Below are 25,526 nucleotides of genomic sequence, written 5' to 3'. Positions count from 1 at the left end.
TCTGTTTCAGTGATGCGTTCAAGTCGGCGCACGGGGCGGATAGATCCGCGTCGGCAGCCAGAAAATCAGCAGGATCAGCGCCAATGCGACGCCGGCCATGCACAGGTAAAGGTCCGAGGCGGCCAGCACCACGGCCTGCTCATGCAGCCGGTGGGCAAGGCCCGGGGCGTCGCTGTCGACCAGGGGAGAGTTGCCGAGACGGTCCACCAGCATGGTCGAGTGAAAATGCAGGCGCTGCGTGGTCAGGGTTTCCAGCACGCCGGTGGCGACCACTGCTGCCAGGCCTTTCACGGTGTTGAACCAGGACGACGCAAACGGCCCGTCCATGGGGTTGATGCTGCCAGTCGAGAGCATCAGCAGCGGCAGGACCGCCATGGGTTGACCGAAGATCTGCAGCAGTTGCAGGACATAGAACTCGTCGCGAATCCACGCCGAGGTCAACTGCGAACCGCCGATGCAGGACAACACCAGCATGCTCAGGCCGATCCCCAATACCCAGCGGCAATCGACCCAGCGCAGGTTGCACAGCGCAGCGACCAACGGCAGCGCTATCAATTGCGGGAGCGCCGCCAGCAGGGTGATGGGTGCAGTTTGTACCGGGCGATACCCCTGAACCTGCGCCAGATAGCTGGAAGGAATTACTACCACCGCCAGCAACACCACCAGCACGCCGGCCAGGGTGACCAGCGCGAACGACAGGTTGCGGATGCCGAGCATCTGCATCTTGAAAAACGGAATCGGCTGCGACCACTCGTTGATTAAAAACAGCACCAGCAACAGCGTACCGCCCACCAGCAATCCAACAATCAGGCTCGACTCGAACCAGTCCAGCCGATTGCCCTGCAAGATGCCAATCACCAGCATGCAGATCGCCGGAAAACCCAACAGCAAACCACGCCAGTTGAACTGTTTGAAACGCTCCAGCCGCAGCGGGTCCTGGGGTATGCCGTAGGCAACCGCGACCAGGGCAATCAAGCAGGGTACGACCACTTGCCAGAAGGTCCACTGCCAGCCCACATACTCGGTCCAGAGGCCTGCCAGTGGCGTGCCCAGGCCCGGGCCGAAAGTGGCCGTCAGGGCATAACCAGCCAATCCGTAGAGCTTTACGTTGGCTGGCAGAAAACGCAGGGCAACGGTCATCAGCATCGGCGGCAGCGCGCCACCGGCCAGCCCCTGCAACGTGCGCAGGACCAGCAGGCTTTCGTAGTTCGGCGCCAGCGGGCACAAAACCCCCAACAGCGTGAAGGCACTGATGGCGTAAAGGGTGAAGCGCCGCAGCGAGAACGTGACGGCACACCAAGGCGCAAACGCCATGGCAGCCACCGAGGTCGCGGCATAGCAAGCGACTAGCCAGGTGCCTTCGTCGTAACCGATGGCCAACCCGCCACGGATATCGGCCAGGGCAACCTTGGTCACCATCTCGTTCAGGCCCGACACCAGCACTGCCAGCAACACGCCAACCAGGCCGATGATGATCCGCGGGCCGAAAACCGGTGGTGTGGCGGCCGTCGGGATGGTCGCGGCGAGAGGTGCCGTGACCGTGATGGAAGTCATTGTTGCGAGCTCCGGGATTTGAAGTCCGAAACATTCTATGAAGCGTGTGACCTGACGAAAACTGACTTATCGACAGGTTATAAGTGCGTTACACGCAATGCTGCAGAACCTGTGGGAGCGAGCCTGCTCGCGAAAGGGTTGTAACATTCACCATCACCGTTGACTGACACCCCGCTATCGCGAGCAGGCTCGCTCCCACAGGTTCATTCGTTCAACTCACCACCGGTTGCGCTGCCAACCACGTCTCGTCACAGCAAGCTTTCAGCGTTTCACGCAGCCAGCGGTGAGCGGGGTCATTGTCGAAGCGCGGGTGCCAGGCCTGGTTAAGCACGATGGTCGGCAATGGAATGGGCAAGGTGAACGAGCGTAATTTCAGCCCCAGTCGACGCACGCTCAACAGCGTCTCCCTGGGCACCGGCAGAATCAGGTCGGAATCGGGCAAGGCAAACATCGCCGCGTGGAAACTTGGCGCAATCACCGCCACTCGCCGCTCCAGGCCCAGGGCGTTGAGCGCCGCATCGATCGGCCCGCGAGCGATCCCGCGACGGGACATGCTGATATGTGAATAGCCAGCAAAACGTTCTGCGGTGATTTCTTGATCGAGCAAGGGGTGATCCTCGCGCACCAGGCCGACAAACTGGGTGGAGAACAGATTCTGCACCTTCACTTCCGGCATCAACGGCCGGTTGTTGCTGACGCTCAGATCGATGCGACCCTCTCGCAAGGCCTCATCATCGCCATCGCCCTCTGGCGCAAAACGTAATTCGCAGTGCGGGGCCTGACGCTCCATGGTGTCGAACAGCTTGCCGCCATAGATGCCGATGAAAAAATCGTTGGCCCGAATACTGAAGCGCCGGCGCAGGCTGCCCAGGTCCACAACCCTGGCCGAGTGGAACAAGTGCGCGGCCTGCTCTACTACGTCGCGTACCTGCTCGCGTAATTCAAGTGCCTTTGGCGTCGGCACCAGACCACGGCCGGCTCGCACCAGGATCGGATCACCGATGGCTTCGCGGATACGCGTCAGGGTGCGGCTCATGGCCGCCGGGCTGAGATTCATTCGCCGCGCGGCGCCCACCACACTGCCCTCGTCGAGCAAGGCGTCGAGGGCGACCAACAGGTTCATATCTGGTAGTTGCATGGAGAGCACGCGTGCCTTATCAGGATTGATTCAGGCACAATGCTAGCAAATCATTGACAGGCAGACTCAACGGATCAGCGCTGCATCCCCCACCGCTTCACCGTCACCCGCTCCAACGTATCAAACACCAGATTCTCAACCAGCAACCCAATCAGAATCACCACCGCCAACCCGGCAAACACCTTGTCCGTGTACAGCTCATTACGGTTCTGGAAGATGTACCAACCCAACCCACCCTTGCCACTGGTCGCGCCAAACACCAGTTCGGCAGCGATCAACGTGCGCCAGGCAAAGGCCCAGCCGATTTTCAAGCCGGCGAGGATCGATGGCAGCGCCGCCGGGATCAGGATGAACAGCACCAGGCGCAGGCCCTTGAGGCCGTAGTTGCGCCCGGCCATGCGCAGGGTTTCCGAGACGCCGAGAAAGCCTGCGTAGGTATTGAGCGCCAGGGCCCAGAGCACCGAATGCACCAGTACGAAGATCAGGCTGTTCTGCCCCAGACCGAACCACAGCAGCGCCAGAGGCAGCAGCGCAATCGCCGGCAACGGGTTGAACATCGAGGTCAGGGTGCTAAGCAGGTCGCGGCCCAATTGGGTCGACACCGCCAAGGTGGTCAGGGCGAAGGCCAGGACGATGCCGATCAGGTAGCCCTTGAGCAGCACCACCAGGGAAATCCACACTTTACCCAGCAATTCGCCGCTGAGCAGGCCGTCGTACAGCGCATGCGTGGTCTGCACAAAACTTGGCAGCAGCAGATCGTTGTTCTGATAACGGGCAACGGCTTCCCAGAGTACGGCGAGCAAAATCAGGATCAGGCTTTTGCGCAGCCAACCCTGTTGCCACAGGCGCTGGCCAAGCGGCAGCTCGCGTTCCAGCGGTACGCTGGTGAGTGGCTGCAAAACCGTTTCGAACTCTTCACGCGGGGATGATAAATGGCTCATCGGGCCCTCCTCTCAAACTGGCTCAATAAGCAATGCGGATGTCGGCGAAATCCAGCTCGCGCTCGGTTCCCGGCGACTGGCCTTCATCGAATAACAAGCGATGGATGCGCCGCGCCGACTCCTGGAATGCCACGCCGCCCAGGCTGTGCAAGTCGTACTGATGGCTGTGGACTTCGGCACGCACGCGCCCCGGATGCGGCGACAGCAGCAGGATGCGATTGCCCACCACCAACGCCTCCTCGATGGAGTGCGTGACGAACAGCAATGTGAAGCGCACTTCCTCCCAGAGCAGCAGCAATTCTTCCTGCATTTTGCGTCGGGTCAGGGCGTCGAGCGCGGCGAAGGGTTCGTCCATCAAGAGGATTTTCGGCTGCATTGCCAAGGCCCGGGCGATGGCAACCCGCGCCTTCATGCCGCCTGACAGGGTGTGCGGATAGGCATCGGCAAACGCCGCCAGACCGACCTTGTCCAGGTAGTGCAACGCCCGTTCTTCGGCTTCCTTGCGCTTGAGGGTTTTAGAAGCCAGCAGCGGGAACATCACGTTCTGCTTGACGGTTTTCCACGGTGGTAGTTGATCGAATTCCTGGAACACCACGATCCGGTCAGGTCCTGGCGCATGGACGCGCTGGCCTTGCAGACGGATCTCGCCTTCGACTGGCTGGATGAATCCCGCGGCAGCCTTGAGCAATGTCGATTTGCCGCACCCGGACGGCCCAAGAAGCACAAAGCGATCCGCAGGATCGATCTCGAAGCTGACCTGATGCGTGGCACGCACCACCCGCTGGGGCGTGCGGTATTCCAGGCTGACGTTATCCACCGACAACAGCGCTTGGGCGCAGGCGTTCGGCTTGCTGACCGTGTGGCCTTGCAAAGGGGCGTTCATGTCGGTCAGCTCCCTTGCAGCGGTTTGGCGTCCTGGAAGAAGTAGTCCTTCCACGAATCCGGCTTGTTTTTGATCGCGCCCACGCGGTAGAGGAACTCGGCCAGGGGGTAGGTATTTTTCGGCGTGACGCTGAATTCGAACTGCGGGTTGTCAATGATTTTCAGCAGCTCGGCGCGGTCGATCTTGGCCTTGGTGACGCGAATGTAGGTGTCCGCTGCCGCGCCCTTATCGTTCTGGGCAAAGGTCGCCGCTTCAGTCAGCGCGTCGATGAAGGCTTTGTAGGTTTTCGGGTTTTCATTGCGGAATTTTTCGGTGGCGAACAACACAGTCGGTGAGTTCGGGCCCAGCAAATCATAGGTGTTGAGCACCACATGCACGTTTGGATTGGCCAGCGCCTGATCCTGGAATGGCGGGTTGGAGAAGTGCCCGCTCAGCTCGGTACCGCCGGCGATCAACGCTGCCGTGGCATCCGGGTGCGGCACGGCGATGGTGTACTTGTCGAGGCGGTTGAATTCCTTGTCGCCCCACTGCTTGGCGGCGGCATATTGCAGGAAGCGCGACTGCACCGACACGCCCACCGCCGGTACCGCGATACGGTCCTTCTCGGTGAAGTCGGCAATGGTCTTGACCTTGGGATTGTTGCTGACCAGGTAGTACGGGAAGTTGCCCAGGGAGGCCACGGCCTTGACGTTCTGCTTGCCGTGGGTGCGGTCCCAGATAGTCAGCAGCGGGCCGACGCCGGCACCCGCGATATCGATGGAGCCGGAGAGCAGCGCATCGTTGACCGCGGCACCACCGGAGAGCTGCGTCCAGTCGACCTTTATGTCGATGCCTTGCTGCTTGCCGTACTTCTCGATCAGGTTCTGATCGCGCACCACGTTGAGCAGCAGGTAAACGATGCCGAACTGTTCGGCGATGCGTATTTCACCTTCGGCCTGGGCCACGGTCGGTGCGACCAGGCTGCCGGCGATCAGGCTGAACCCCAGGCCGATTGCTGCGGCCAGCGGTGCAAAGGGTAGACGTTTGGACATGGTCAAATCTCCGACAAATCAGAATGGCGCGTCGCCCTGGATGGTGGTGCGATACAGCTTGCGGCGCAGATGGCTGGGGCATCCGGCGGCGAGGTGGATCAGCGATCGGTTGTCCCAGAACACCAGGTCATGGGGCTGCCACTGGTGGCGGTAGATGTTTTGCGGCAACACGCTGTGGGCGTAGAGCTCGTCGAGCAAATGCTTGCTCTCGTCTTCCGGCAAGCCAACGATACGGGTGGTAAAACCCTCGCTGACGAACAGCGCCTTGCGGCCGTTTTCCGGGTGGGTACGCACCACCGGGTGAATGACTTCGGCAACCTGGGCCAGTTGTTCCGGGGTCAAGGTCGGGCGCCAGTTGCCTTCGAATTTGGTCTCGCTGTAGCGCGCCGTATAGGAGTGCGCCGCCGAGCGACCTTCAACGGCTTTGCGTAATGCCTCGGGCAGGCTGTCCCAGGCTTTGTGCATGTCGGCGAATAGCGTGTCGCCGCCTTCGGACGGCAGTTCCTGGGCATACAGCATCGAGCCCAGGCTTGGCAGTTCTTTATAGGAAAGGTCGGAGTGCCAGAACTTGCCGGCGTCCCCCAGGCCGACGGATTGGCCGTTTTCGATAATGTTGGAAACGATGAGGATTTCCGGGTGCCCGGCCAGCAGGAATTGCTTGAGCACATGGATCTGCAGCACACCGAAACGGCGGCTGAAATCGATTTGCTGTTCGGGGGTAATGCGTTGGTCGCGGAACACCACCACGTGATGATTCAGGTGCGCGCGGTGAATGCGCGCGAAGTCCTGGTCATTGACCGGGCGGGACAAATCGAGGCCGATGATTTCGGCGCCCACCGCACCGCTGAACGGGCGGATGTCGAAAGATTGTGGCGCGATGCTTGGCGATGGTGAAGCTGCAGACATAAATCACTCCCACGCACGGCACGCTCAAAGGCGCGCGCGTCGATCAGAAACTCACGGAGGTCCCGTGTTGGTTCGTGTCGTGCGGCGCGCCGATTGGTCGGCAGGTACGCAGGAGAGTGACTTTATAGGTATAAGAAAGTAAATTTAAATATCTTTATAGAATATACATATGGCTTTTATTGCCTGCTTCTTCAGCCCTTTGATCGTTGGTAACTCCTTCTGTCAGATGGACGTAAGTCTACTTGAATGCTTTTTTTGATTTCACAGTCCATTTTATGACCAGATTTAGCGTCTTCCTTCCCAGTTCGCCAATTGGCTGACACAGGATTCAATCATCTAGGAGCGCTGATCAGGACAAGTGCCTAATACGCCAAAAACATGTCATATTTTTACTGGCCATTCGCTACACATGTTGTTAGTTACAAAATATTGACACAGACAGCTTGATATCCCATCATCTGCGCGCTGCAAATGGCCCATATTTTGACTGGCCCCATGACAGCTCTTTCCGGGTTACTCGCCCGAGAGTGATTTTCATCATCTTAATGAGACCGGTGTCTAGGCGAATGCAGCGCCAGGTACCTTTGTCTCTTAGTGAGCGGCCTTTAAATTTTGCCGATACCTAACCGTTCTGGCTGAGTTTTGGTGCATTCGGACAGTTGGAGTAGAAGGCGTTGGGTCATGTCACGTTAGCCATCCGGCATCTGCAGGATGAGCAAATGTTGCTGCGCCAGGGGCGGTTATATTGGGTCACCCTGGACCTTGCAACTGATGCAGAAATTTTGGCTCGTCAATTTTTATCGGGCCTGTCGCAAGAACATATTGCCACGTTGGTATGCAGCGGCATCGAACCTCAAACTGTCGTCGACTCCATGGCTGAGGATTGCGGCCCATCGGAGTTGCGCCTGTTTTGCATGCCTCACGATGCGTCTGCTCGTCTTGCCTTTACGTCCCTGGCCTTGGATTTACAGCGAACCAAAATCGCGCGCGGCAGCCATCTCGTATTGATGTTGAACTCGGTCCATCTGGAAGCACTCAGCACTAATCAGTTACAACGCTGGTGCGAAAGTACCCGTCAATGGCTGTTGAGCATTGATTGCACGCTGCTAGTACTGTGCAGCGGTCAAGCGCCCCTTTTACATCAGCGCCTGTCCAGTCTCAACGAGCAACTTTCCGGTTTGGCACAACTGTATCGCCAAGATGGCGCTATTCATTACCAACTGAACTTCTGGCACAGCCAATTGGGTGTTTGCGCCGCTCAGGCATTTGACCTGCAAGCGAGCGACAGCGGTTTTTCCCTGAGTGATTCGCAGCTTTCCGGTCCCTCACAAACCCGTACCGACGACCAACGCATTTACTTGACCGAGCGTTCAGCTCTGGAGGGGACGGCACCGTTATCAGAGCAATGGCGCGTTTTCGAACACCGCGTCGATCTACTGCAGCAGGCTTCCCACGCGCGTGCCGCTTGCGTGATCGTCACGTTGGAAAGTAACCAGGATGTAGAACCCCTGGCTCGGCAATTACACAAGTTGCGCGAGCAATGCGGTGCCGCCTTGAAGATTATTGTGCGGGAAATAGAAGCCTGCCTGCGCTATCGCGACGAGCGTCTGTTACTGACGTGCGGAGCCAACTTGATCGTGCCTGCCAAAACCACGCTGGCGAACTTTCTCAGCATGGTAGAAAGCGCCCAAGGCCAGATCTGGCGCCATCGTCAGACTCCTGACATCCAGTCGCTGTTTGCACGACTGCGTCCTCCAGCGCGGCGCGGGATATTGCCGCCAAGTGACTTTATCGACCTGCTTGATGAGGTCTACAGCGGTGCTTCAGGCGAGCTGGCCCATCAATTATTGCGACTACGCCCGCGGGGCGACCTGAACATCGACCAATACTTGAGCCAGATCACCTTGCGCCGCTTTGGCGATGTCGCCTGCGTTCTTGATGGTGTGTTTTATCTCTTCCTGTTCGCATGCCGTGCCGACGGACTGGAGCCTGCGCTGGGAAACATCTGCCGTTTGCCGTGGCGGGATATTTTCAGCGATTGCGAGGTGCTTTCCAGTGCGGACGTCCTGCCGCGTCGGGATTTCATCGATGCCCCCCACAATCTTGAGGTTTCACGTATGGCCACCGGTCAAGTCACCGCTGATTTGACGCGCGCCATCAGCCAAAGCGGCTACGCACCGCAACGCATTACGTTGCCGCTGTCGGAGCCTTGCCCATGAATTACACCCAATTGCTACAGGTCATCGCGGGAAGTTGCCTCATGACCGTAGCGTTAATGCTTGTGCTGCGCAGTCTCTCAAAGCGTATCAATCGCGAACTTCAACGATATTTATCACCCCGCTACCTGCAGACGAGGGGTGTGCGTCGGCGCAAGCCTGTAGCACCCGTTGCGAGTGATGTACATGAACAGCCCTGAGCGATTCGAGGTAAAGCCGACATCAATGAAAACCGCGTGGACCTGGCCAGGCCTGGGACTGTGGAACCTTTATTTCCTCATCAAGCTGGCGCTTCTTTGGAGCGGTCACCTGAACTTGCAGCTCCTGCCGAACCTGGTGTTTGCCGCCGTATTATTGGTGCCGCTGCACAATCGTTACGTGTCGCTGCTACGCACGTTGATCGCTATACCGTTGAGTGTGGCGTTGTTCTATCAAGACACTTGGCTGCCACCTTTTAGCCGGTTGCTGGACCAGCCTGGCGTGCTGAATTTCACTGGGGATTATCTGCTTGATCTGGCCGGTCGTTTCATTGATCCAAACCTTTGCGGCGCATTGCTATTGTTGGTGGTGGCGTATTTCTTCGTGCACCAGTGGTTGCGCCTGACAACCTTGACGCTGGCCGGTTTCGCCTGGCTAGGCGGAGCTGGGCTTATGGCAATGCATGCCCCTGTCCCACAAAGCACCGCGCAGGCACCCGTCTCCGCAGGTACGCCGATCGTCAGCGCAGAGCCGGATAGTCCGACGCTCGATGCTTATCTGCAAAATTTCTACAACACCGAGGCCGGTCGGCAAGTGGCATTCCAACCGTCGCAATCGGCTGCTCAACCGTTTGACCTGCTGCTCATCAATATCTGTTCAATGGCATGGGACGATCTGGATGCAGTTGGTTTACATGACAACAGCTTGTTGCAGCAGATGGATGTGGTGTTCGAGAACTTCAATTCGGCTACATCTTACAGCGGGCCAGCTGCTATCAGGTTGCTGCGCGCCAGCTGCGGTCAGCAATCTCATAGCAAGCTTTACGACGTGGCACCCGAACAATGCCTGCTCATGGATGATCTGCGCAAATTGGGCTTCAGCAGTGAAGTCATGCTCAACCATACGGGTCAGTTCGAAGGATTTATCGACGAAGTTCGTGCCCAGGGATCGTTGCCGGGGCCGCAGGTCAATATCACCAATCTGCCGCGCACCCTGGTAGCTTTCGACGGTTCCTCGATCTGGCGTGATCGTGAGGTTCTGGACAAATGGTGGCAGCATCGCGAGGGGCAGAGCGATTCGAGGGTGGCGCTGTTCTACAACACCACGACGCTGCATGACGGCAACCGCGCCCTGACTCTCGATGGCGGCACGAAGAGCGCCGATTACAAAGTGCGCGCTCAAACCTTGATAGATGATTTGGACGCGTTCCTCAAAGCGCTGGCGAAGAGCGGACGTCGGGTGGCGGTGGTGATCGTGCCCGAGCATGGCGCGGCCTTGCACGGTGACCGCATGCAGATTTCCGGAATGCGGGAAATCCCGAGTCCGTCGATTACCCATGTGCCGGTCGGCATCAAGTTAGTGGGTATGGGCAGGAACCCGCGATCGGAGCCGATCCTCGTCAAAGAGCCAAGTAGTTATCTGGCCCTGTCGGAAATCATTTCTCGCTTGTACACCGCGCCTGCGCAAGGTGAAGGGTTGGGCCCGGACTGGCAGGCACTGCTGACCAATCTGCCCCAAACCCCGGCGGTCTCGGAAAACGCTGGAACTGTTGTCCTCGACTACGCCGGCAAGCCTTATGTTCGGATCAAGGAGAATGGAGCATGGCTTCCTTACCCGCAAAAATTCAACTGAAGCACCCAGCGCCTTCGCGCAACGAACGGACCGATGATATTGCACGGCTTAAAGTCGAACTGCGCCTGCCGAGCCTGGAATACGTCGATGTTTCGGCACAGCTTGAATTAAGCAGGGCGCTCAAGCGCTGGCCGTTGCTGGCTGATTTCCCTATCACTGACGAGCAGGGTGACCAGGTGCCTTTGCCAGTGGTCCAGCCAGTGCAACAAGGTAAGTTCGGAGCGCTTAAGTGACATCGCTGAGTATGCGCGGGGTTCGTGGGGGAGTCGGCACTACTTCGTTGATAGCGGCGCTCGGCTATGCCCTGGAAAGCCTCGGTGAGCGCGTATTGCTGATCGACATGTCCCCGGAAAATCTACTGTCCCTTCATTTCAATCTGCAGGATTGCGGGAAATCGGGCTGGGCGCGAGCGATGCTCGATGGCCAGGACTGGTACAAGCAGGCGTGGGGCCTGACGCCGACGCTCCACATACTGCCTTATGGTCGCCTGAGTACACAGGAGTCCATGAGCATCGAGCAGCAACTGATCCATGACTCCCAGATGTGGGTACGGCGTCAGGCGAGTCTGGCGGCAAACTATGACTGGCTGCTGTTTGATGTACCACAACGCTTGCCGGGGCACGGGACCATTGGTCCTTGCTTGCTCCCGATCCAGGTGGCCGAGGCAGATGCGGCTTGTCATGTGCTGCTGTTGCAGGCGGGCAGCAATCCAGTGCTGGTAAACCGCTTCGATCCGGGCAGCCAGTTACAGCGCGATTTGTTGCTCATCTGGCGACAATACTATGCAACTCGTCTCTTACCGCTGACGGTGCACGCCGATGAGGCTATGCGCGAAGCATTTGCATTCAAGCAGCCAGTAGGACAATACGCGCCGGAAAGCCTTGCGGCGCAAGATGCATTGAGCCTGGCGACATGGTGCCTGGCACGACGCCGAGAGATGGCATGATCGAGCACTGGTTTCCTTACCTGCAACTGCGTCGTCGTTACGACTGCCACCCACTGACAGCTTTATGGCTAGCCTCATTCACCGCCATGGCCTGGTTGTTCTTGCGACTGGAGTCGCCGGTCTGGCAGCGCCTCATCGCGCAACGCCAACGATGGTATCCGCATTTGGCCGGCAAGGTGCCAAGTGCTGGAGACCCTTTGCGTATTGCCCTGCAAAGCTTGTGGTTGCTGGTATTTCGCCCTTGGCCGAAAGCCCGGCGGCGCACTGCACCGCAATGGGCGCGCCATGTAGGTCAGTCGAACCAGCGATTGTGGAGTCGCATAGGCACGTTTCTCACAGAGCTGCCCCGGCAAGCCAATGAGAGCAAGCTCATGCATCGCGGCGCCCGGTGGCGGCGCAACCTTGATCCTCGCCATAAACATTGGCTTGACTATATCTGTGCTGCAGTCGGGTTGGTCCTCGTGGTGGTGTGTATCACCGAGCCCTTCAACTACGTATCGCAGTTGGTTTTTGTGATTTTGCTGTGGGCAGTGGCGATGGTGATCCGGCGCGTACCGGGCCGTTTTCCGACGCTGCTGCTGATCATGCTGTCGATCATCGTTTCCTGCCGCTACCTGTGGTGGCGCTATACCGCGACCCTGAACTGGGACAGTCCGCTGGATCTGGCTTGCGGTGTGCTGTTGCTGATTGCGGAAACCTACTCCTGGCTGGTGCTGTTACTGGGCTACATCCAGACCTGCTGGCCGTTAAATCGCCCTCCGGCGCAACTGCCACGTGATACACGGTCGTGGCCTACGGTTGATCTCCTGATTCCGACATACAACGAGGACCTGTCCATCGTGCGCAGCACCGTGTATGCGGCCCTTGGTATCGACTGGCCTCACGACAAATTGCGTATTTCGATACTTGATGATGGAAAGCGCGAAGAATTCCGCCTGTTTGCTGAACAGGCCGGCGTGAATTACATCACCCGTAACGACAACAAACATGCCAAGGCTGGCAATCTCAATCAGGCCCTGAAGCAGCTTGATGGCGAGTTAGTGGCAATCTTCGACTGCGATCACGTGCCGGTACGTTCATTCCTGCAACTTACGGTGGGCTGGTTCCTGCGTGACCCCAAGCTGGCACTGGTGCAAACACCGCATCACTTCCTGTCGCCGGACCCTTTTGAACGTAACCTCGACACGTTCCGGCGCCGGCCCAATGAGGGCGAGTTGTTCTACGGTTTGGTACAGGATGGCAACGACATGTGGAATGCCGCGTTTTTCTGCGGCTCATGTGCCGTGCTACGGCGTTCGGCGATCGATGAAATCGGCGGCTTCGCCGTGGAAACCGTCACCGAAGACGCCCATACCGCGCTGCGCCTGCACCGAAAAGGCTGGAACTCGGCTTACGTGCGAATTCCCCAGGCCGCAGGGCTGGCCACTGAAAGCCTGTCGGCACACATCGGTCAGCGCATTCGCTGGGCGCGGGGCATGGCTCAGATTTTCCGCACCGACAACCCGTTGCTGGGCAAAGGCCTGACGATCTTTCAACGTATTTGCTATGCCAACGCCATGCTGCACTTTCTGGCGGGCCTGCCGCGTCTGGTATTCCTTACTGCGCCTTTGGCGTTCCTGCTGATGCACGCCTACATCATCTACGCGCCGGCCTTGATGATCATGCTGTATGTGATTCCACACATGGTTCACGCCAGCCTGACCAACTCACGCATGCAGGGAGAGCACCGCTTGACGTTCTGGGGAGAGGTCTATGAAACGGTGCTGGCCTGGTACATCGCGCGGCCAACCACCGTCGCGCTGTTCAATCCCAAAAAAGGCAAGTTCAACGTGACCGCCAAAGGCGGCTTGATGACCGAGAACCAGTTCGACTGGGGTATCGCCAGACCGTATCTGGTGTTGGCGGTGATGAATATTGCTGGCCTGTGCTTTGCGGTATGGCGTTTGTTTTACGGGCCAACCAATGAAATCGGTACCACGCTGGTCAGCAGCCTGTGGGTCATTTACAACCTGCTGATCGTGGGCGCTGCCGTGGCAATCGCCGCTGAAGTACGTCAGGTGCGCGAGACCCACCGTGTGCAGGCCAAACTGCCAGCGGCGATACGTCTGCAAAACGGGCGCTTCTATCCCTGTTTGTTGGTGGATTACTCCGACGGTGGTACCGGCGTCCAACTGGACGTTGAGCTTTCCTTGCCAATCGGCGAGCGGGTTTCCCTGCTGATGCAGCGTGGAGAACGGGAGTTCCTTTTCTCGGGTATCGTCAGCCGCAGCCATAAAAACTTTATTGGCATCGCGCTCAACGAGCTGACTGCGCAACAGAAAATCGACTACGTGCAATGCACTTTTTCCCGGGCCGACGCCTGGCTGAACTGGAATGAAGACTTCGCTCCAGACCGGCCGCTGCACAGTTTCATCGATGTGCTGCGTCTTGGCGCCACCGGCTATTACCGCTTGTATCAATACCTGCCCGCCTGGACACGCACCCTGTTCCGACCGTTCGTGCGTGTGCTCGCTTGGCTGATCAGCTATATGCCGCGCTTCGCCAAAGCGCCCCCTCTTTCTCCAACTTCTCGATCGGTATGCGCACCATGAGTCGCTATTTCAGTTTCACGCTGGTCAGCCTGCTGTCACTGGCAATGAGTTGCGCTCAGGCGCAGCCCGTCAAAGAGCAAACTTCCAAGGGGCAGCCACCGGTGCCAGTGTCGGTACCGGCAACAGTGACCAGCGTGCCGAGCTGGGACGTTTCGCGTAATTTCACAGAGCTGGGGCGTGTGGCTGACAGCCTGTTACTAGGCACGCATAACACCGATCAGCTGGAATTCACCATGCGGCGCGATCGCATCGCCAACGATGCAAAGCTACAACTTGAGTACACGCCATCGCCGGCACTCCTGCCAACGCTGTCGCACCTGCGGGTTTACCTCAACGACGTGTTGATGAACGTGATCCCCATCGACAAGGAGCAATTGGGCAAAAAGACTGTTCGTCAGGTTGATCTTGATCCGCGCCTGATCAGCGACTTCAACCGCATACGGTTGGAGTTTGTCGGTCATTACACCGACATTTGCGAAGAGCCTTCCAATAGCGCGCTGTGGGTCAATATCAGCCGGGCCAGCCTGGTTTCCCTGAAAGAGCAGGCGTTGATCGTACAGAACGATCTGGCCTATTTTCCGATGCCTTTCTACGATGCGCGCGACTACGACAAGCCCGTTCTGAACATGGTTTTCGCAGCTTCTCCCACGCTTGGCGAGCAGCGTGCGGCGGGTATCGTAGCCTCGTATTTCGGTAGCCTGGCGGCGTGGCGCGGCACGGAATTCCCGGTGTTGTTTGATCAACTGCCCACAGCAACAGCCTCTAGGCCTGTCACCGCATCCATTGTGTTTGCCACCAACAATCATCGCCCGGCGTTCCTCGCCGACATGAAGCAGTTCCCGCCGGTTGAGGCACCGGTGGTGCAGATAATCGACAACCCGACTGATCACTACAGTAAGGTGTTGCTGGTGCTGGGCCGCGACGAGGCCGACCTGGCCGCCGCCGCACAAGCGTTGGTATTGGGTGGTGATCTGTTTCGAGGCGAGCGGGTTGTCATCGACAAAGTGCAGCAGATTCAACCACGCCAACCCTATGACGCTCCGAACTGGATGCGTACGGATCGTGCCGTACGCTTCGCCGAGCTGATCAAGTACCCAGAGCAGTTGCGCACCAGCGGCGTGCAGCCGCTGCCGATCAGCCTGGATATCAACTTGCCGCCGGATCTGTTTGTCTGGCGCAACCAGGGCATTCCGCTGCAAACCAAATATCGCTACACGCCATCGGCTTCCAATGACGGTTCGCGACTGAACATCAGCCTCAACAATCAGTTCATCACCAGCCTGCCACTGCTGGCCAACACCAATGACCGACTGGAAGAATTGCGCCTTGCCGTGTTGTCCAGCGAGTCGGCGAACACCAATGAAAATCTGTCGGTCCCTGCGCTGAAAATCGGCGACCGCAACAACTTGCGGTTCAATTTCAGCTTCGCCACGACCACCAGCAGTTCCCAGCGGGATCGCTGCCAGACTTCGTTAACGGTGGACACTCAAGCGGTTATCGACGATCAGTCAACGATCGATATGTCGGGCTATCACCATTTCATCGCCATGCCTGATCTGGCAGCGTTCGCACGCAGCGGCTTTCCCTTCAGCCGAATGGCGGATCTTTCCGAGACCGTGGTAATGGTGCCGCCACAGCCCAATGCCCTGCAGTTGAGTACGTACCTCGAAGCAGTGGCCGGAATTTCCGCCCGCTCGGGCCTGCCCGCCATGAACCTGACCTTGAGCGATAATTGGGACGAGGTATCGAAGCGCGATGCAGACTTGCTGATCCTCGGTTCTTTACCCCCTGACATCCACGATAACCGCGACATGAATCTGCTGTTGGACAGCTCCCGAAACGGCTTGTTGAAAGCGAACATGCAGGGGCCTGGCTCGTCGCAGATCAAGGACGAGGGCAAACCTGCAGCCAGTCGTGTTGAAGTTTCGGCCACCGGTCCCATTGCAGCAATTGTCGGCCTGCAATCGCCTTTCCATGAACAGCGCAGCATAGTGGCCTTGCTGGCCACCGAAGACTCCGGCTACCAGTTATTGCGCGAGACGCTCAATGACAGCGGAAAGCTGGACGCAGTGGCCGGCTCGGTGGTGTTGATTCGCAGCAGCGGCGTTCAAGGTCACATGGTAGGCGATCACTATTACGTCGGCAGCCTGCCATGGTGGCTGCTGCTCTGGTTCAAGTTATCCGAGCACCCGGTCCTGCTCGCGATCATGGCGGTGTCTGGCGTACTGCTCAGTGCATTCCTGACTTGGCGCATCTTGAAATGGGCGGCTCGTCGCCGGTTGGCATATGAAGAATAAGCCGGCGAACATTGCCCGGTCACGAATCCTTGCAGCGTTCTTGCCACTGCTGGCATTGCCTGCACAGGGAGCGAGCCAATGTGTATGGCCGGCCTGGGAAAATTTCAAACAGCACCTGATCAGTGATGATGGACGGGTAATAGACGCGTCCTCCCCACAGCAGATAACGACATCTGAAGGGCAAAGCTATGGGCTGTTTTTCGCGCTGGTCGCCAACGATGGGAAAAGCTTTGACCGGTTGTTGACTTGGACCCGCAACAATCTGGCGGATGGCGATCTAGGCGCCCGCCTGCCTGCCTGGCAATGGGGACGCGACAAGAACGGTCAATGGGGCGTGCTCGACAGCAATAACGCCAGCGACGCCGACCTGTGGATTGCCTACAGCTTGCTGGAAGCCGGCCGTCTGTGGAGCAGGCCGGATTATCTGGCCCTGGGTAATCACCTGCTATGGCGTAGCGCCGCACAAACTCTGCGTAAGTTACCGGGTCTTGGCCTTATGTTGCTGCCAGGGGATGTCGGTTTCGAATCCAGTCAAGGCTGGCGCCTGAACCTTAGTTATCTGCCGCCGCAGCTGTTGCGCAGATTTTCTTTCATAGCACCGGTGTGGACCGAAGTCGCGAAAAACTCCCAACTCGCGCTGATCGAAGGCTCCCCCAAAGGTTTCGCACCCGACTGGCTGATGTGGCAGGCCGGAAAGGGTTTTTTTCCCGACGCGAAAAGCACGCAGGGTAGCTACGACGCTATTCGTGTCTATCTATGGGTGGGCATGCTGGCGACCGACGCACCCGAACGCAGCGTTTTGCTCAACCACTTCAAACCCATGATTGAAGCTACCGCGCGCCTGGGATATGTGCCGGAACACGTTGACTCCGACACTGGCGAGATCATGAACGCAGGCCCCGTCGGGTTTTCCGCGGCACTCTTGCCCTTATTGGCCAGCGACGCGTCGGCTGCTGCCGCACTGTCTGCCCAACGTGAACACCTGCGTCAATCTCCTCCGTTGGCAGATGCTTATTACAACCAATCGCTGGTGATGTTCGGCCAGGGTTGGGACGAACACCGCTATCGGTTCGACAAGGATGGGCGGCTGCAACCGAACTGGACGAGTCCATGCACGCACTGAACAAAGCCCCCCACATCAGTAACTTCAAGATTTTAATGTTGCGCTCCACCCTGCTGCTGTCCTGCTTGAGCGGTGCCGCGCTCGCGTCGACGGCGCCTGTTACTCAACAGGAACAACAGCAATGGCTGTTGCAGCAAATACGTATTGGTGAGGCCTTACAGCGCGAAGATCTGGTGCGCGACTCTTTGGCACGACTAAGACTGATCGCCCCCGACAATCCTCAGGTGCTGGTGGGTGACATTCGACAGGCCTTGGCTGACAAGACTCAGCCGCAGAACAGCGTCTGGATTGAGCAAAGGTTGACGCGCCTGCGCCAGCTGGCGCCGGACTCTGCGCAATTGCGCCAGGCTCAGGCACTTATCAAAATGCACAGTCCGGACGGTCTGCGCCAACTGCAGCAGGCACGGTTACTGGCTGCTGCCGGGCGCTTTGAAGAGGCCAGCGAAGCTTTCGAAAAGCTGTTTGCCAAAGAGCCGCCGGACCTCGCGTCGGCGCTGGAATACTGGAACGCGCGCAGTCGCATCAGTGGCCAGCGCGCAGCTGTGATCGGTCATTTGCAGGCCCTGGATCGGGATTATCCAGGCAATGCCGGCTTACGCCAGATGCTGGTCGGGTTATTGTTCGCCGAAGATCGCAACGACGAAGCCCTGACCGTGCTGCATCAATTGGCGACAGATCCTCTTGCCAGTACCAATGCCGCCGAACGGGAATACAACTACCTGATCAAGCTGCCCGTTGGCCCGCAGACGGCGCAGGCGTGGCAAGCATTCATTCGCTATTACCCGTATTCGCCGTTGGCTAAAGATGCTACGAAGCAGCTGGCGATGCAAAAAGGGCTGTTGGCCGATCCTGCTTGGCAAGCCGGCGTCAAAGCCAAGCGCATGCTCGAACAAGATAACGCCAGTGAGAGTGCGGCTGCCGAGAGCTTGTTGCGCCAGGCCCTGAAGGCATATCCGCAAGACGCGAGCCTATACGGCGCCTTGGGTACGGCGTTAATGCGCCAAAGCAAATACTCGGCGGCCTATGAGGCCTTTTCCACGGCATTGAGCAAAGAGCAAGACACCGATTACATCAGCAAATGGCAGGATCTACAGGCCGTTACCCGCAACTGGATGATCCTGCAACAAGGCGACGAAGCCCTGCAGCGTAAGGACTACGCGGCGGCACGCAAGGCATATCAGCAATCGCGAACCCTCAAGGCCGACTCCGCCGACCCATTGATCGGCCTCGCCAATGTCGCCCTGGCCGAATCCGATGAAGTCGCGGCTGAAGCGCTGTTGTTGCAGGCGCGCAAGGTCGAACCAGGCAATGGCAGCGTGGTGCGCGCCCTGATGCGCCTGTATCGGGGTCAGTCCATCGAACGTGCCGAAGCCTTCCTCAACACCTTGCCGGCCAGCAACCAGACGGAGTTTGCCAGCCTGCGTCGGAGCATTGAACTTGAACGGCTGAACCTGCAAGCGGATCTCGCCAGTCAGCATTCGGACTGGGCTCAGTTGGCGTCGCTGCTGAAAAAAATCCGCCAGTTGGAACCCGACAATCCGTGGCTGACTTATCGCTTGGCCACCGCCGAAATTGCCATGGGGCAACCGCGGGAGGCGGACAAAGCGTTTAGTGAATTACTTGCCCAGCAGGGCCGCAATCCCGAGGCTCGTTACGCTCATGGTCTGTACCTGGCCAATGAGAACCGCGACAGCGAAGCGTTAGCCACCCTAGGACAGAGCCCGGTCGCCGACTGGACCGACAACATGCGTGAACTGAACACCCGAATCAAACGTCGGCAGTTGATGGCTCAGGTCGAACAACTGCGCGACGCCGGGCACGAGCCCCAGGCCATTGCCTTGTTGCTGCGTGATCCGACCGTCGATGATCTTGGCACCCTCGCCGACTGGGCCGCCCAGCGCGGAGATTACGTCGGGGCGAAGAGCTACTACCGCAAGGTGCTCAGCGTGCAGCCACAAAATGCCGAGGCACAGCTGGGCTTGATCGAAGCGCAAATTGCCACCGGGCACGTTGATCAGGGCCGTGACGGTCTGGACCGAATCGTCGTGACCCCTTCTGCTCCCGCCCCCTGGCAACGACGGCTCGCCAACGCCTGGTCTGCCGTGGGCGAAAAGGATAAAGCCAGCGCGATATTCGCCCATCTGTTGAAAACACCACAGACCGACCCACTGATCTATCGCGACGCGGCGCGTCTTATGGCAAAGGATCAGCCGCAACAGGCTCTGGATAACTACGCCCACAGCATGGCCGCTGCTGGTTTGATTTCACCGGCCCATGCCAATCCCCGCGACAACGTGGCGATGACTGAGGCCAGCCGCGCCAAGGACAGCGATGATTGGCTGCCGCGCAGCGTGCGCAGCGACGTCGACGAGCTTTATCAAGAGCAGAACCCGACCGTCAATCTTTATCATGACTACACTTGGCGCAACGACGACACGGCACCGGGGATTGCCGACCTGACAACGCAGCTGACCATTTTGCGTATCGACGCGCCGTTCGCCCAAGGGCAGGGTTTCGTTCAGGCCGAGCAGGTGGCCCTTGACGCCAGCTCCTTCGACACTGACCCCGATGGCTTGCACCGCGAACAGTTCGGCACCTGCGCCGTCCAGCTCCGCGACAAGGTCACAAAAGAGCCGGTACCCAATGGCTGCCGCAGCACCTCGCAAAGCACAAGTGGGCCAAGTCTGGCGGTGGGTTGGAAGAACGATTACTGGGCACTGGACCTGGGCCATTCGCCACAAGGTTTCGAAGTGGGAAACTGGCTCGGTGGTGTCGCATATAGCAGTGACTGGAGATCTATTGGCTGGACCTTGACCGCCTCACGTCGGCCCATGAGCAACTCGGTGGTGTCATACGCCGGAGCCGTCGATCCGCAGACCGGTATACGTTGGGGCGGCGTCACCAGCAACGGGTTAACCTTGAGCCTGAGCCATGATGAAGGTGGCATTGATGGCGTATGGGCCAGCTTCGGCAGTCATTGGCTGCGCGGCAAGAACGTGGTCGACAACCAACGCCTCTCGGCCATGACCGGTTACTACTACAGACTGATGGATCGTGCCGACGAGCGTATGCGTACCGGTTTGACCCTCATGTATTGGGGTTACGACAAGGACTTGAGCGAGTACACCCTTGGCCAGGGCGGTTATTACAGTCCGCAACGATATTACTCAATTGGCGTTCCATTCAGCTATGCCTGGCGCAATGCCAATTGGTCGGCACAGCTGGAAAGCTCGGTAGGCTGGTCATACTCAAAAACCGACAGCAGCGACTTGTATCCGCTGGGCGGCCCGGCAGGCAAGCTGCTCAGCCAGGTCGACGCCGCAGGACTTGAAATCGATCCTGACACTGCCCTGACCACGGACGGAAGCAGCAGCACTGGCGCGAGCATTCGCCTGCAAGCGCTGGTCGAACGACGACTGACGAATCATATGGTTGTGGGCTCGGGAATCACCCTGCAACACAGTGAAGGCTACGCCCCTAGCCGCGCTATGCTGTACCTGCGTTACACCTTCGATGAATGGCAAGGTAATCTCCCGATGCCGATCGAACCGGTAACGCCATATGCAGATATGCGGTGATGGCAGGGGACGTGTTCTAAATTCGTGCGCAGGATATTAGGCACCCTCTATCGGCGCGATGTTGTCTATGCTGCTGACAGCATGACGCCGTTAACTTTCTGGGGGATGTTCGATGTTCTACGTGCAACGCGATACAGACGGCCAACTGCTGCGCGTGGAAGCCGAAGCTTACGCCGAGTCCACGGAAAGGCTGCCGGCCGACCACCCTGACCTCCAGGCCTGGTTCGCCAATGAGTTGATGGCCACCAGCCATAAACAACTGCAGCAGATCAAACAGCTCAAACAACTGCGCCAGAGCGATCTGGAAATGATCCGGGTACTCGACGACTTGATCGCCGTACTGATCAACAAGGGCGTGATCCTCGTCACCGATCTGCCAGCGCCGGCACAAGCCAAACTCATGGACCGCAGCCAGGCCCGTGAAGCCTTGGGTGGATTGAGTCAGTTGCTTGAGGACGATGATGAAGGGTTTATCTGATTCTTCACTGACTGTACGGACGCCATCGCGAGCAAGCTCGTGGTGGCTGCATCACTGACGACACCCGCCCAACGCCCTAATCCCATGCCTTGGGCTCACCCAACAACCTCCCTTGTACGCCATACACCCCCATCTCCCGAATCACCGTCAACTCCCCTTCGGTCTCGACCCGTTCCGCTATCAACGGCAAATCAATACTGTGGGCGGCACGCTGGACTGCTTCGATGAACAGGCGCTTGTCACTCTCCTGATCAATCGCGCGGATGTAGCTGCCGTCAATCTTCAGGTACGCCAACCCCAGCCGCGCCAGGTTGCCGATGATGCTGAAACGCCCACCAAAATGCTGCAGGCTCAACGAGAACCCGAGCTCACGCAAACGCCGCGTCAGGTTTTCGAGCATGGCTTGCTCCGGCAATTGCTCTTCGCCGATCTCCAGGGTCAGCCGCGATCCCAGATTGGAGTGCGAACGCAGTGTCTCGAAGAGGGCATTCAACGCTTTAGGGTCTTCCAGGGTCGCCGATGACAGGTTCAGTGCCAGTGACTCCTCGTGATCGCCCATCTGCTCCAGCACCCGTTCCAGCACCAGTCGGTCCAGTCGTGCCACCCAACCGAACCGTTGGAGCCATGGCAGAAAGCTTCCAGCCGGGATGCTATGGCCCTGGTCGTCGATCAGCCGCGTAAGCACTTTGTGGTGCAACACCAGTTGAGTGTCCTGACTGGCCACCACCGGCTGAAAATACAGTTTGAATCGCCGCTGAGTCAGCGCCTGATCCAGCAGCGTGTGCCAGGTATGATGGTCGTCGCCGACGCCGGCCAAGGCGCTGCGATCCAGGCAGACCCAGTGCGTATCGGTCTGGCTTTCGGCCTGCGCCAATGCCTGATCCGCCAACCCGAGCACGGCTTGCGGTGAATCGCCATGGGCAAAGGGAGCCAGCCCGATCGAGGCCACCGAAGCAACGTCCGTGGCGCCGGTAGCATGCAGGCTCGTCAGGGCATTGTCGAGGCTGCGCGCCAGCTGCAACGCTTCCTCACGCACCAACCCTGGCGCCAAGACGGCAAACTCACCGCCTCGAATGCGCGTGACCAGGTTTTGTGTTTCCGGGTACTTGGCGCACTCGCGAGACAATTGCAGCCCGACTGCCTTCAACAACTCATCAGTCCGCTGACCACCCAGGCGCTGATTCAAACCCGCCAGATCGTTGACCCGCAGCAACAGCAGATAACCCGAGCTGGCCTGCTCGGTATTGCTCACCCGTGCGTTCAACTGCATCTCGAAATAACGACGGTTCGCCAGCCCTGTCAGGCTGTCCTGATAAGACTCGATCCGCAGTCTTTCACTGCGTTCGGCCTGTTCCTGAAACAGTGCCTTGAGCTTCTCGACCATCTGGTTCATTGCTTGAACGACGCGGCGCAATTCAGGGGTACGCGGCAAATCCGGCAGGCTGAGGAATTCCCGGCGGGCAATCGCGTGGGATTGCTTGACCATGTAATCCAGGGGTTTCAATTGTCGACGCAACAGCAATGCACCCAAGACGGCGCTCACCGCGCCACACAGCAACAGCCAACCGAGACTGCCCAGCGCACTCTGCCAAAGCTTGGCCAAGGCAAACATCGGGTGGCTGACCACCTCGACCCGCGCGGCCTGCTCCCAACCGCGGCTGACGATCGCATCGCCACCGGCCGCTTCCAGGCCGATCAGCTTGATGAACCATTGCGGTACATTGTTGACCGCCGGCATACCGCTGCGCTCGACGATGACTTTGTCGTCGCTCAAATCGACCACGCGGATGCTGGCGTAATACCCGCTGTCGAATAGCGAGCTGACCAGCAACTCGACCATCGCCGGATCGTCGATGTTCGGCGTCAGGGACACCGCCAAAGCCGTCGCGCCATCCTGGGCGTGAGAACGCAACTGGTTGACGTACTGGGTGCGCGAACTTTCCAGGCTGACCATGAAGCTGCCGGTAAAGGCGACCACCAGGAACAGACAGATAGCGATCAACAGCTGTTTGAACAAAGACATCTGAGCGTGAGCTCCTAGTTAGTCGTCTCGACCGGAAAACCTTCGGCCTGCATTTTTTTCAGCACATCCTGCCAACGCGACAGGCGTTTGGTATCACCAACCTTCTTGTTACCTTTGGCGCCGGGCAAGTACAGGCCTTCTGCATTGAAGGAGTAGACCGGAAGCAGATCCGTTCGCTGACTGGCGGGCTGAATGGTGTCGATCAGGCTATCGAGGACCAACGGCATCGCCTCTGGACTCGAATAGTAGGTCAGCACCATGTGTGCCCGGTTCAGACGCAGGGCCTTGACGTAGGTAATGCGCAGTTTGTCACTGGAAACGCCAAGATGGCGCAGGCTGAAATACTTGGCGATGGCGTAATCTTCGCAGTCGCCGGCACCTTTCCACAGGGCTTCGATTGGCGTTTCCCAATAATCGACCTGCTGCCATAAATCGATGTCTTCGACGTAGCGCAACTGCTTGTTGACGAACCGGTTGACCACGTTCAACTGTTCAAGCTCGCCAAGCTGCTTCTGGCTGGCCAGCAAATGCTGCCAATCATCCATGCGTTGCTGGCCTGGACCCAAAGGTCCGTACAATGCCTGCGCCCGACGACTGATCAGAGAAAAATCCCAATCGGCATGCAGCCCGCCCAGCATCACGCCAGCCAGCAACAACGCGCAGGACAGCCAGCGCAGCATCCGTGGAATCGGGAAAAAACGTACCGCCAATGCGAGGCATCCAGGGTAGGCAGTTGGAAAGTCGGTTGATGGTGTAGGTTAGTACGGCAAAAAACAATGGCACCGTGAGATCAGCGATGGCGCGCTAAACTTGAAATAGGCAATTTGCTGATCGTTTGACAAGCTTTCAGGCAGTCACTAGTGTCAGTTGGATCCAAAAATAACTCAGTCAATCAGGGTGCGTTGTAGTGACACGAAAAGCCAACCCTCTCAGCAGCATCAAGGTCAACGGCCCCATTGCCGCTCACTTGGCGCGCTCGGTCATCGAGGAAACCTTGCGTTCGGCCATCCTGGACGGTCGGCTGCCGTGTGGCATCGCTCTGCGCCAGCAAGACCTGGCCGATCTCTTCGGTGTCAGCCGCATGCCTGTGCGCGAAGCGTTACGCCAACTCGAAGCCCAGTCATTGCTCAATGTGGTTGCCCACAAAGGTGCTGTGGTCGCCCCACTGGTCCAGGGCGATGCAGTGGAGACCTATGCACTGCGGATTTTACTGGAGTCCGAAGCCCTGCGCCTGTCGGTGCCATTGCTTGAGGCGGCGGATCTCGAACAGGCCGCGCTTTACATCGACCAGCTGGAGACGGAACAGGACTACACCGAAATCGGCCGGCTGAACCGCCTCTTTCATATGTCGCTCTACAGCAAGGCACCCAATCGCCGGTTGCTCAAACTGGTGGAGGACGGGTTGAACGAAGAAGAACGCTTCCTGCGCTTCAACCTTGAGGCCATGGGCCTGGGCAAGTTATCACAGGAAGATCACCGCGCCATGTGGCGGGCCGCCGAGGCGCGGGATGTCGAAGGATCGGTGAGGCTGCTGGTCAACCATCTCAATCGTGGGGTTGAGGTCATCACCCGGTACCTCAACAGTCCGGAAGCCAGGAACAGAAAAACCTCGTAGCAAAGGCAGCGGCAGGCCTGAGGGTGACTTCACTTGCCGCAACATTTCGTCGCTCATCATCCACGCATAATCTGCTTACAACATCCCCCGGCCCCGACTCCCAGCCCGCTATAACCATCCCCAGGCTCTTTTGCACGCCGATGCCGCGCGAGTCTGGGCGATGGTGGGTAGCTTTATCCGGCTTCCATCGATTCATCCCGGTGCTGTCTCACATTGAGTGACCGGCTACTCGATGAGCAATGTGCTGAAGCTCTTTTCGTAGGCCCAAAACGACAAAACCCCTGTCTGCGTGAGCAGACAGGGGTTTTGGAATTTAATCTTGACGATGACCTACTCTCACATGGGGAAACCCCACACTACCATCGGCGATGCATCG

General features: G+C 58.4%; 19 protein-coding genes. 11 read left to right on the top strand and 8 right to left on the bottom strand.

Going from position 1 to position 25,526, the window contains the following annotated elements; genetic code table 11:
* Nucleotides 1-18: 18 nt before the first annotated feature.
* From AC1Q8Q_RS07025 to AC1Q8Q_RS07000, 6 genes are all read right to left on the bottom strand, one after another.
* Nucleotides 19-1,554, bottom strand: a complete 1,536-nt coding sequence (locus tag AC1Q8Q_RS07025; protein WP_492614925.1) for an MFS transporter — start codon at nucleotides 1,552-1,554, stop codon at nucleotides 19-21.
* Between the two features lie 211 nt (nucleotides 1,555-1,765).
* The gene (locus AC1Q8Q_RS07020; protein ID WP_020795870.1) at nucleotides 1,766-2,692 is read right to left on the bottom strand and encodes a LysR family transcriptional regulator; all 927 of its coding nucleotides are present in this window, start codon (nucleotides 2,690-2,692) and stop codon (nucleotides 1,766-1,768) included.
* A 74-nt stretch (nucleotides 2,693-2,766) separates the two neighbouring features.
* Complete coding sequence (locus AC1Q8Q_RS07015; RefSeq protein ID WP_020795871.1) at nucleotides 2,767-3,633, bottom strand: ABC transporter permease; 867 nt, start codon at nucleotides 3,631-3,633, stop codon at nucleotides 2,767-2,769.
* A gap of 22 nt (nucleotides 3,634-3,655) precedes the next feature.
* Nucleotides 3,656-4,516: an ABC transporter ATP-binding protein gene (locus AC1Q8Q_RS07010; RefSeq protein WP_168757046.1), complete on the bottom strand. Its 861-nt coding sequence runs from the start codon at nucleotides 4,514-4,516 to the stop codon at nucleotides 3,656-3,658.
* 5 nt (nucleotides 4,517-4,521) lie between these two features.
* Nucleotides 4,522-5,547: an ABC transporter substrate-binding protein gene (locus tag AC1Q8Q_RS07005; protein WP_020795873.1), complete on the bottom strand. Its 1,026-nt coding sequence runs from the start codon at nucleotides 5,545-5,547 to the stop codon at nucleotides 4,522-4,524.
* An 18-nt stretch (nucleotides 5,548-5,565) separates the two neighbouring features.
* The gene (locus AC1Q8Q_RS07000; RefSeq protein WP_492614924.1) at nucleotides 5,566-6,453 is read right to left on the bottom strand and encodes a TauD/TfdA dioxygenase family protein; all 888 of its coding nucleotides are present in this window, start codon (nucleotides 6,451-6,453) and stop codon (nucleotides 5,566-5,568) included.
* A 674-nt stretch (nucleotides 6,454-7,127) separates the two neighbouring features.
* Here AC1Q8Q_RS07000 and bcsE point away from each other — a divergent pair.
* From bcsE to AC1Q8Q_RS06950, 10 genes are all read left to right on the top strand, one after another.
* Complete coding sequence (bcsE, locus tag AC1Q8Q_RS06995; RefSeq protein ID WP_151143792.1) at nucleotides 7,128-8,672, top strand: cellulose biosynthesis protein BcsE; 1,545 nt, start codon at nucleotides 7,128-7,130, stop codon at nucleotides 8,670-8,672.
* Nucleotides 8,669-8,869 carry a cellulose biosynthesis protein BcsF gene (bcsF, locus tag AC1Q8Q_RS06990; protein WP_083349970.1) on the top strand — a complete coding sequence of 67 codons (201 nt, stop codon included), beginning with the start codon at nucleotides 8,669-8,671 and terminating at the stop codon, nucleotides 8,867-8,869. Before bcsE ends, bcsF begins: the two co-directional genes overlap by 4 nt.
* A complete protein-coding gene (gene bcsG, locus AC1Q8Q_RS06985) occupies nucleotides 8,856-10,499 on the top strand; it encodes a cellulose biosynthesis protein BcsG (protein WP_083349969.1) in 1,644 nt (547 codons plus the stop codon). Before bcsF ends, bcsG begins: the two co-directional genes overlap by 14 nt.
* Complete coding sequence (gene bcsR / locus AC1Q8Q_RS06980) at nucleotides 10,469-10,732, top strand: cellulose biosynthesis protein BcsR (RefSeq protein ID WP_083349968.1); 264 nt, start codon at nucleotides 10,469-10,471, stop codon at nucleotides 10,730-10,732. The genes bcsG and bcsR overlap by 31 nt, the downstream gene beginning before the upstream one ends.
* Nucleotides 10,729-11,445: a cellulose biosynthesis protein BcsQ gene (gene bcsQ, locus AC1Q8Q_RS06975; protein ID WP_492614923.1), complete on the top strand. Its 717-nt coding sequence runs from the start codon at nucleotides 10,729-10,731 to the stop codon at nucleotides 11,443-11,445. The genes bcsR and bcsQ overlap by 4 nt, the downstream gene beginning before the upstream one ends.
* Complete coding sequence (bcsA, locus tag AC1Q8Q_RS06970; RefSeq protein ID WP_492614922.1) at nucleotides 11,442-14,036, top strand: UDP-forming cellulose synthase catalytic subunit; 2,595 nt, start codon at nucleotides 11,442-11,444, stop codon at nucleotides 14,034-14,036. The genes bcsQ and bcsA overlap by 4 nt, the downstream gene beginning before the upstream one ends.
* A complete protein-coding gene (gene bcsB, locus AC1Q8Q_RS06965) occupies nucleotides 14,033-16,333 on the top strand; it encodes a cellulose biosynthesis cyclic di-GMP-binding regulatory protein BcsB (RefSeq protein ID WP_083350203.1) in 2,301 nt (766 codons plus the stop codon). Before bcsA ends, bcsB begins: the two co-directional genes overlap by 4 nt.
* A complete protein-coding gene (gene bcsZ, locus AC1Q8Q_RS06960; RefSeq protein WP_225441865.1) occupies nucleotides 16,323-17,456 on the top strand; it encodes a cellulose synthase complex periplasmic endoglucanase BcsZ in 1,134 nt (377 codons plus the stop codon). The genes bcsB and bcsZ overlap by 11 nt, the downstream gene beginning before the upstream one ends.
* Nucleotides 17,444-21,034, top strand: coding sequence for a cellulose synthase complex outer membrane protein BcsC (gene bcsC / locus AC1Q8Q_RS06955; protein ID WP_492614921.1), 3,591 nt, complete (start codon nucleotides 17,444-17,446; stop codon nucleotides 21,032-21,034). Before bcsZ ends, bcsC begins: the two co-directional genes overlap by 13 nt.
* Nucleotides 21,035-21,146: 112 nt before the next feature.
* A complete protein-coding gene (locus AC1Q8Q_RS06950) occupies nucleotides 21,147-21,512 on the top strand; it encodes a tryptophan synthase subunit beta (protein ID WP_083349964.1) in 366 nt (121 codons plus the stop codon).
* Between the two features lie 76 nt (nucleotides 21,513-21,588).
* Here AC1Q8Q_RS06950 and lapD read toward each other — a convergent pair whose 3' ends face one another.
* On the bottom strand, nucleotides 21,589-23,535 hold the full coding sequence (gene lapD, locus AC1Q8Q_RS06945) for a cyclic di-GMP receptor LapD (RefSeq protein ID WP_492614920.1): 1,947 nt from the start codon (nucleotides 23,533-23,535) through the stop codon (nucleotides 21,589-21,591).
* A 14-nt stretch (nucleotides 23,536-23,549) separates the two neighbouring features.
* A complete protein-coding gene (gene lapG / locus AC1Q8Q_RS06940) occupies nucleotides 23,550-24,245 on the bottom strand; it encodes a cysteine protease LapG (RefSeq protein WP_033043568.1) in 696 nt (231 codons plus the stop codon).
* Between the two features lie 197 nt (nucleotides 24,246-24,442).
* Between lapG and AC1Q8Q_RS06935 the strand changes: the two genes are divergently transcribed.
* Nucleotides 24,443-25,150: a GntR family transcriptional regulator gene (locus tag AC1Q8Q_RS06935; protein ID WP_020801050.1), complete on the top strand. Its 708-nt coding sequence runs from the start codon at nucleotides 24,443-24,445 to the stop codon at nucleotides 25,148-25,150.
* The last annotated feature ends 376 nt before the right edge of the window (nucleotides 25,151-25,526 follow it).

This window comes from Pseudomonas sp. GW823-FHT06B06, from assembly GCF_058795195.1.
Note: the sequence above shows the minus strand (reverse complement) of the source record. Positions and strands in the feature narration are given on the sequence as shown.

Excerpts from the sequence above, each read along its gene's own strand:
- bcsC (WP_492614921.1), top strand. The coding sequence starts at position 17,444 with ATGCACGCACTGAACAAAGCCCCCCACATCAGTAACTTCAAGATTTTA.
- AC1Q8Q_RS07015 (WP_020795871.1), bottom strand. The coding sequence starts at position 3,633 with ATGAGCCATTTATCATCCCCGCGTGAAGAGTTCGAAACGGTTTTGCAG.
- AC1Q8Q_RS07010 (WP_168757046.1), bottom strand. The coding sequence starts at position 4,516 with ATGAACGCCCCTTTGCAAGGCCACACGGTCAGCAAGCCGAACGCCTGC.
- bcsR (WP_083349968.1), top strand. The coding sequence starts at position 10,469 with ATGGCTTCCTTACCCGCAAAAATTCAACTGAAGCACCCAGCGCCTTCG.
- AC1Q8Q_RS07005 (WP_020795873.1), bottom strand. The coding sequence starts at position 5,547 with ATGTCCAAACGTCTACCCTTTGCACCGCTGGCCGCAGCAATCGGCCTG.
- bcsA (WP_492614922.1), top strand. The coding sequence starts at position 11,442 with ATGATCGAGCACTGGTTTCCTTACCTGCAACTGCGTCGTCGTTACGAC.
- bcsG (WP_083349969.1), top strand. The coding sequence starts at position 8,856 with ATGAACAGCCCTGAGCGATTCGAGGTAAAGCCGACATCAATGAAAACC.
- AC1Q8Q_RS07020 (WP_020795870.1), bottom strand. The coding sequence starts at position 2,692 with ATGCAACTACCAGATATGAACCTGTTGGTCGCCCTCGACGCCTTGCTC.
- AC1Q8Q_RS07000 (WP_492614924.1), bottom strand. The coding sequence starts at position 6,453 with ATGTCTGCAGCTTCACCATCGCCAAGCATCGCGCCACAATCTTTCGAC.
- lapD (WP_492614920.1), bottom strand. The coding sequence starts at position 23,535 with ATGTCTTTGTTCAAACAGCTGTTGATCGCTATCTGTCTGTTCCTGGTG.
- AC1Q8Q_RS06950 (WP_083349964.1), top strand. The coding sequence starts at position 21,147 with ATGTTCTACGTGCAACGCGATACAGACGGCCAACTGCTGCGCGTGGAA.
- AC1Q8Q_RS07025 (WP_492614925.1), bottom strand. The coding sequence starts at position 1,554 with ATGACTTCCATCACGGTCACGGCACCTCTCGCCGCGACCATCCCGACG.
- bcsZ (WP_225441865.1), top strand. The coding sequence starts at position 16,323 with ATGAAGAATAAGCCGGCGAACATTGCCCGGTCACGAATCCTTGCAGCG.
- bcsF (WP_083349970.1), top strand. The coding sequence starts at position 8,669 with ATGAATTACACCCAATTGCTACAGGTCATCGCGGGAAGTTGCCTCATG.
- bcsB (WP_083350203.1), top strand. The coding sequence starts at position 14,033 with ATGAGTCGCTATTTCAGTTTCACGCTGGTCAGCCTGCTGTCACTGGCA.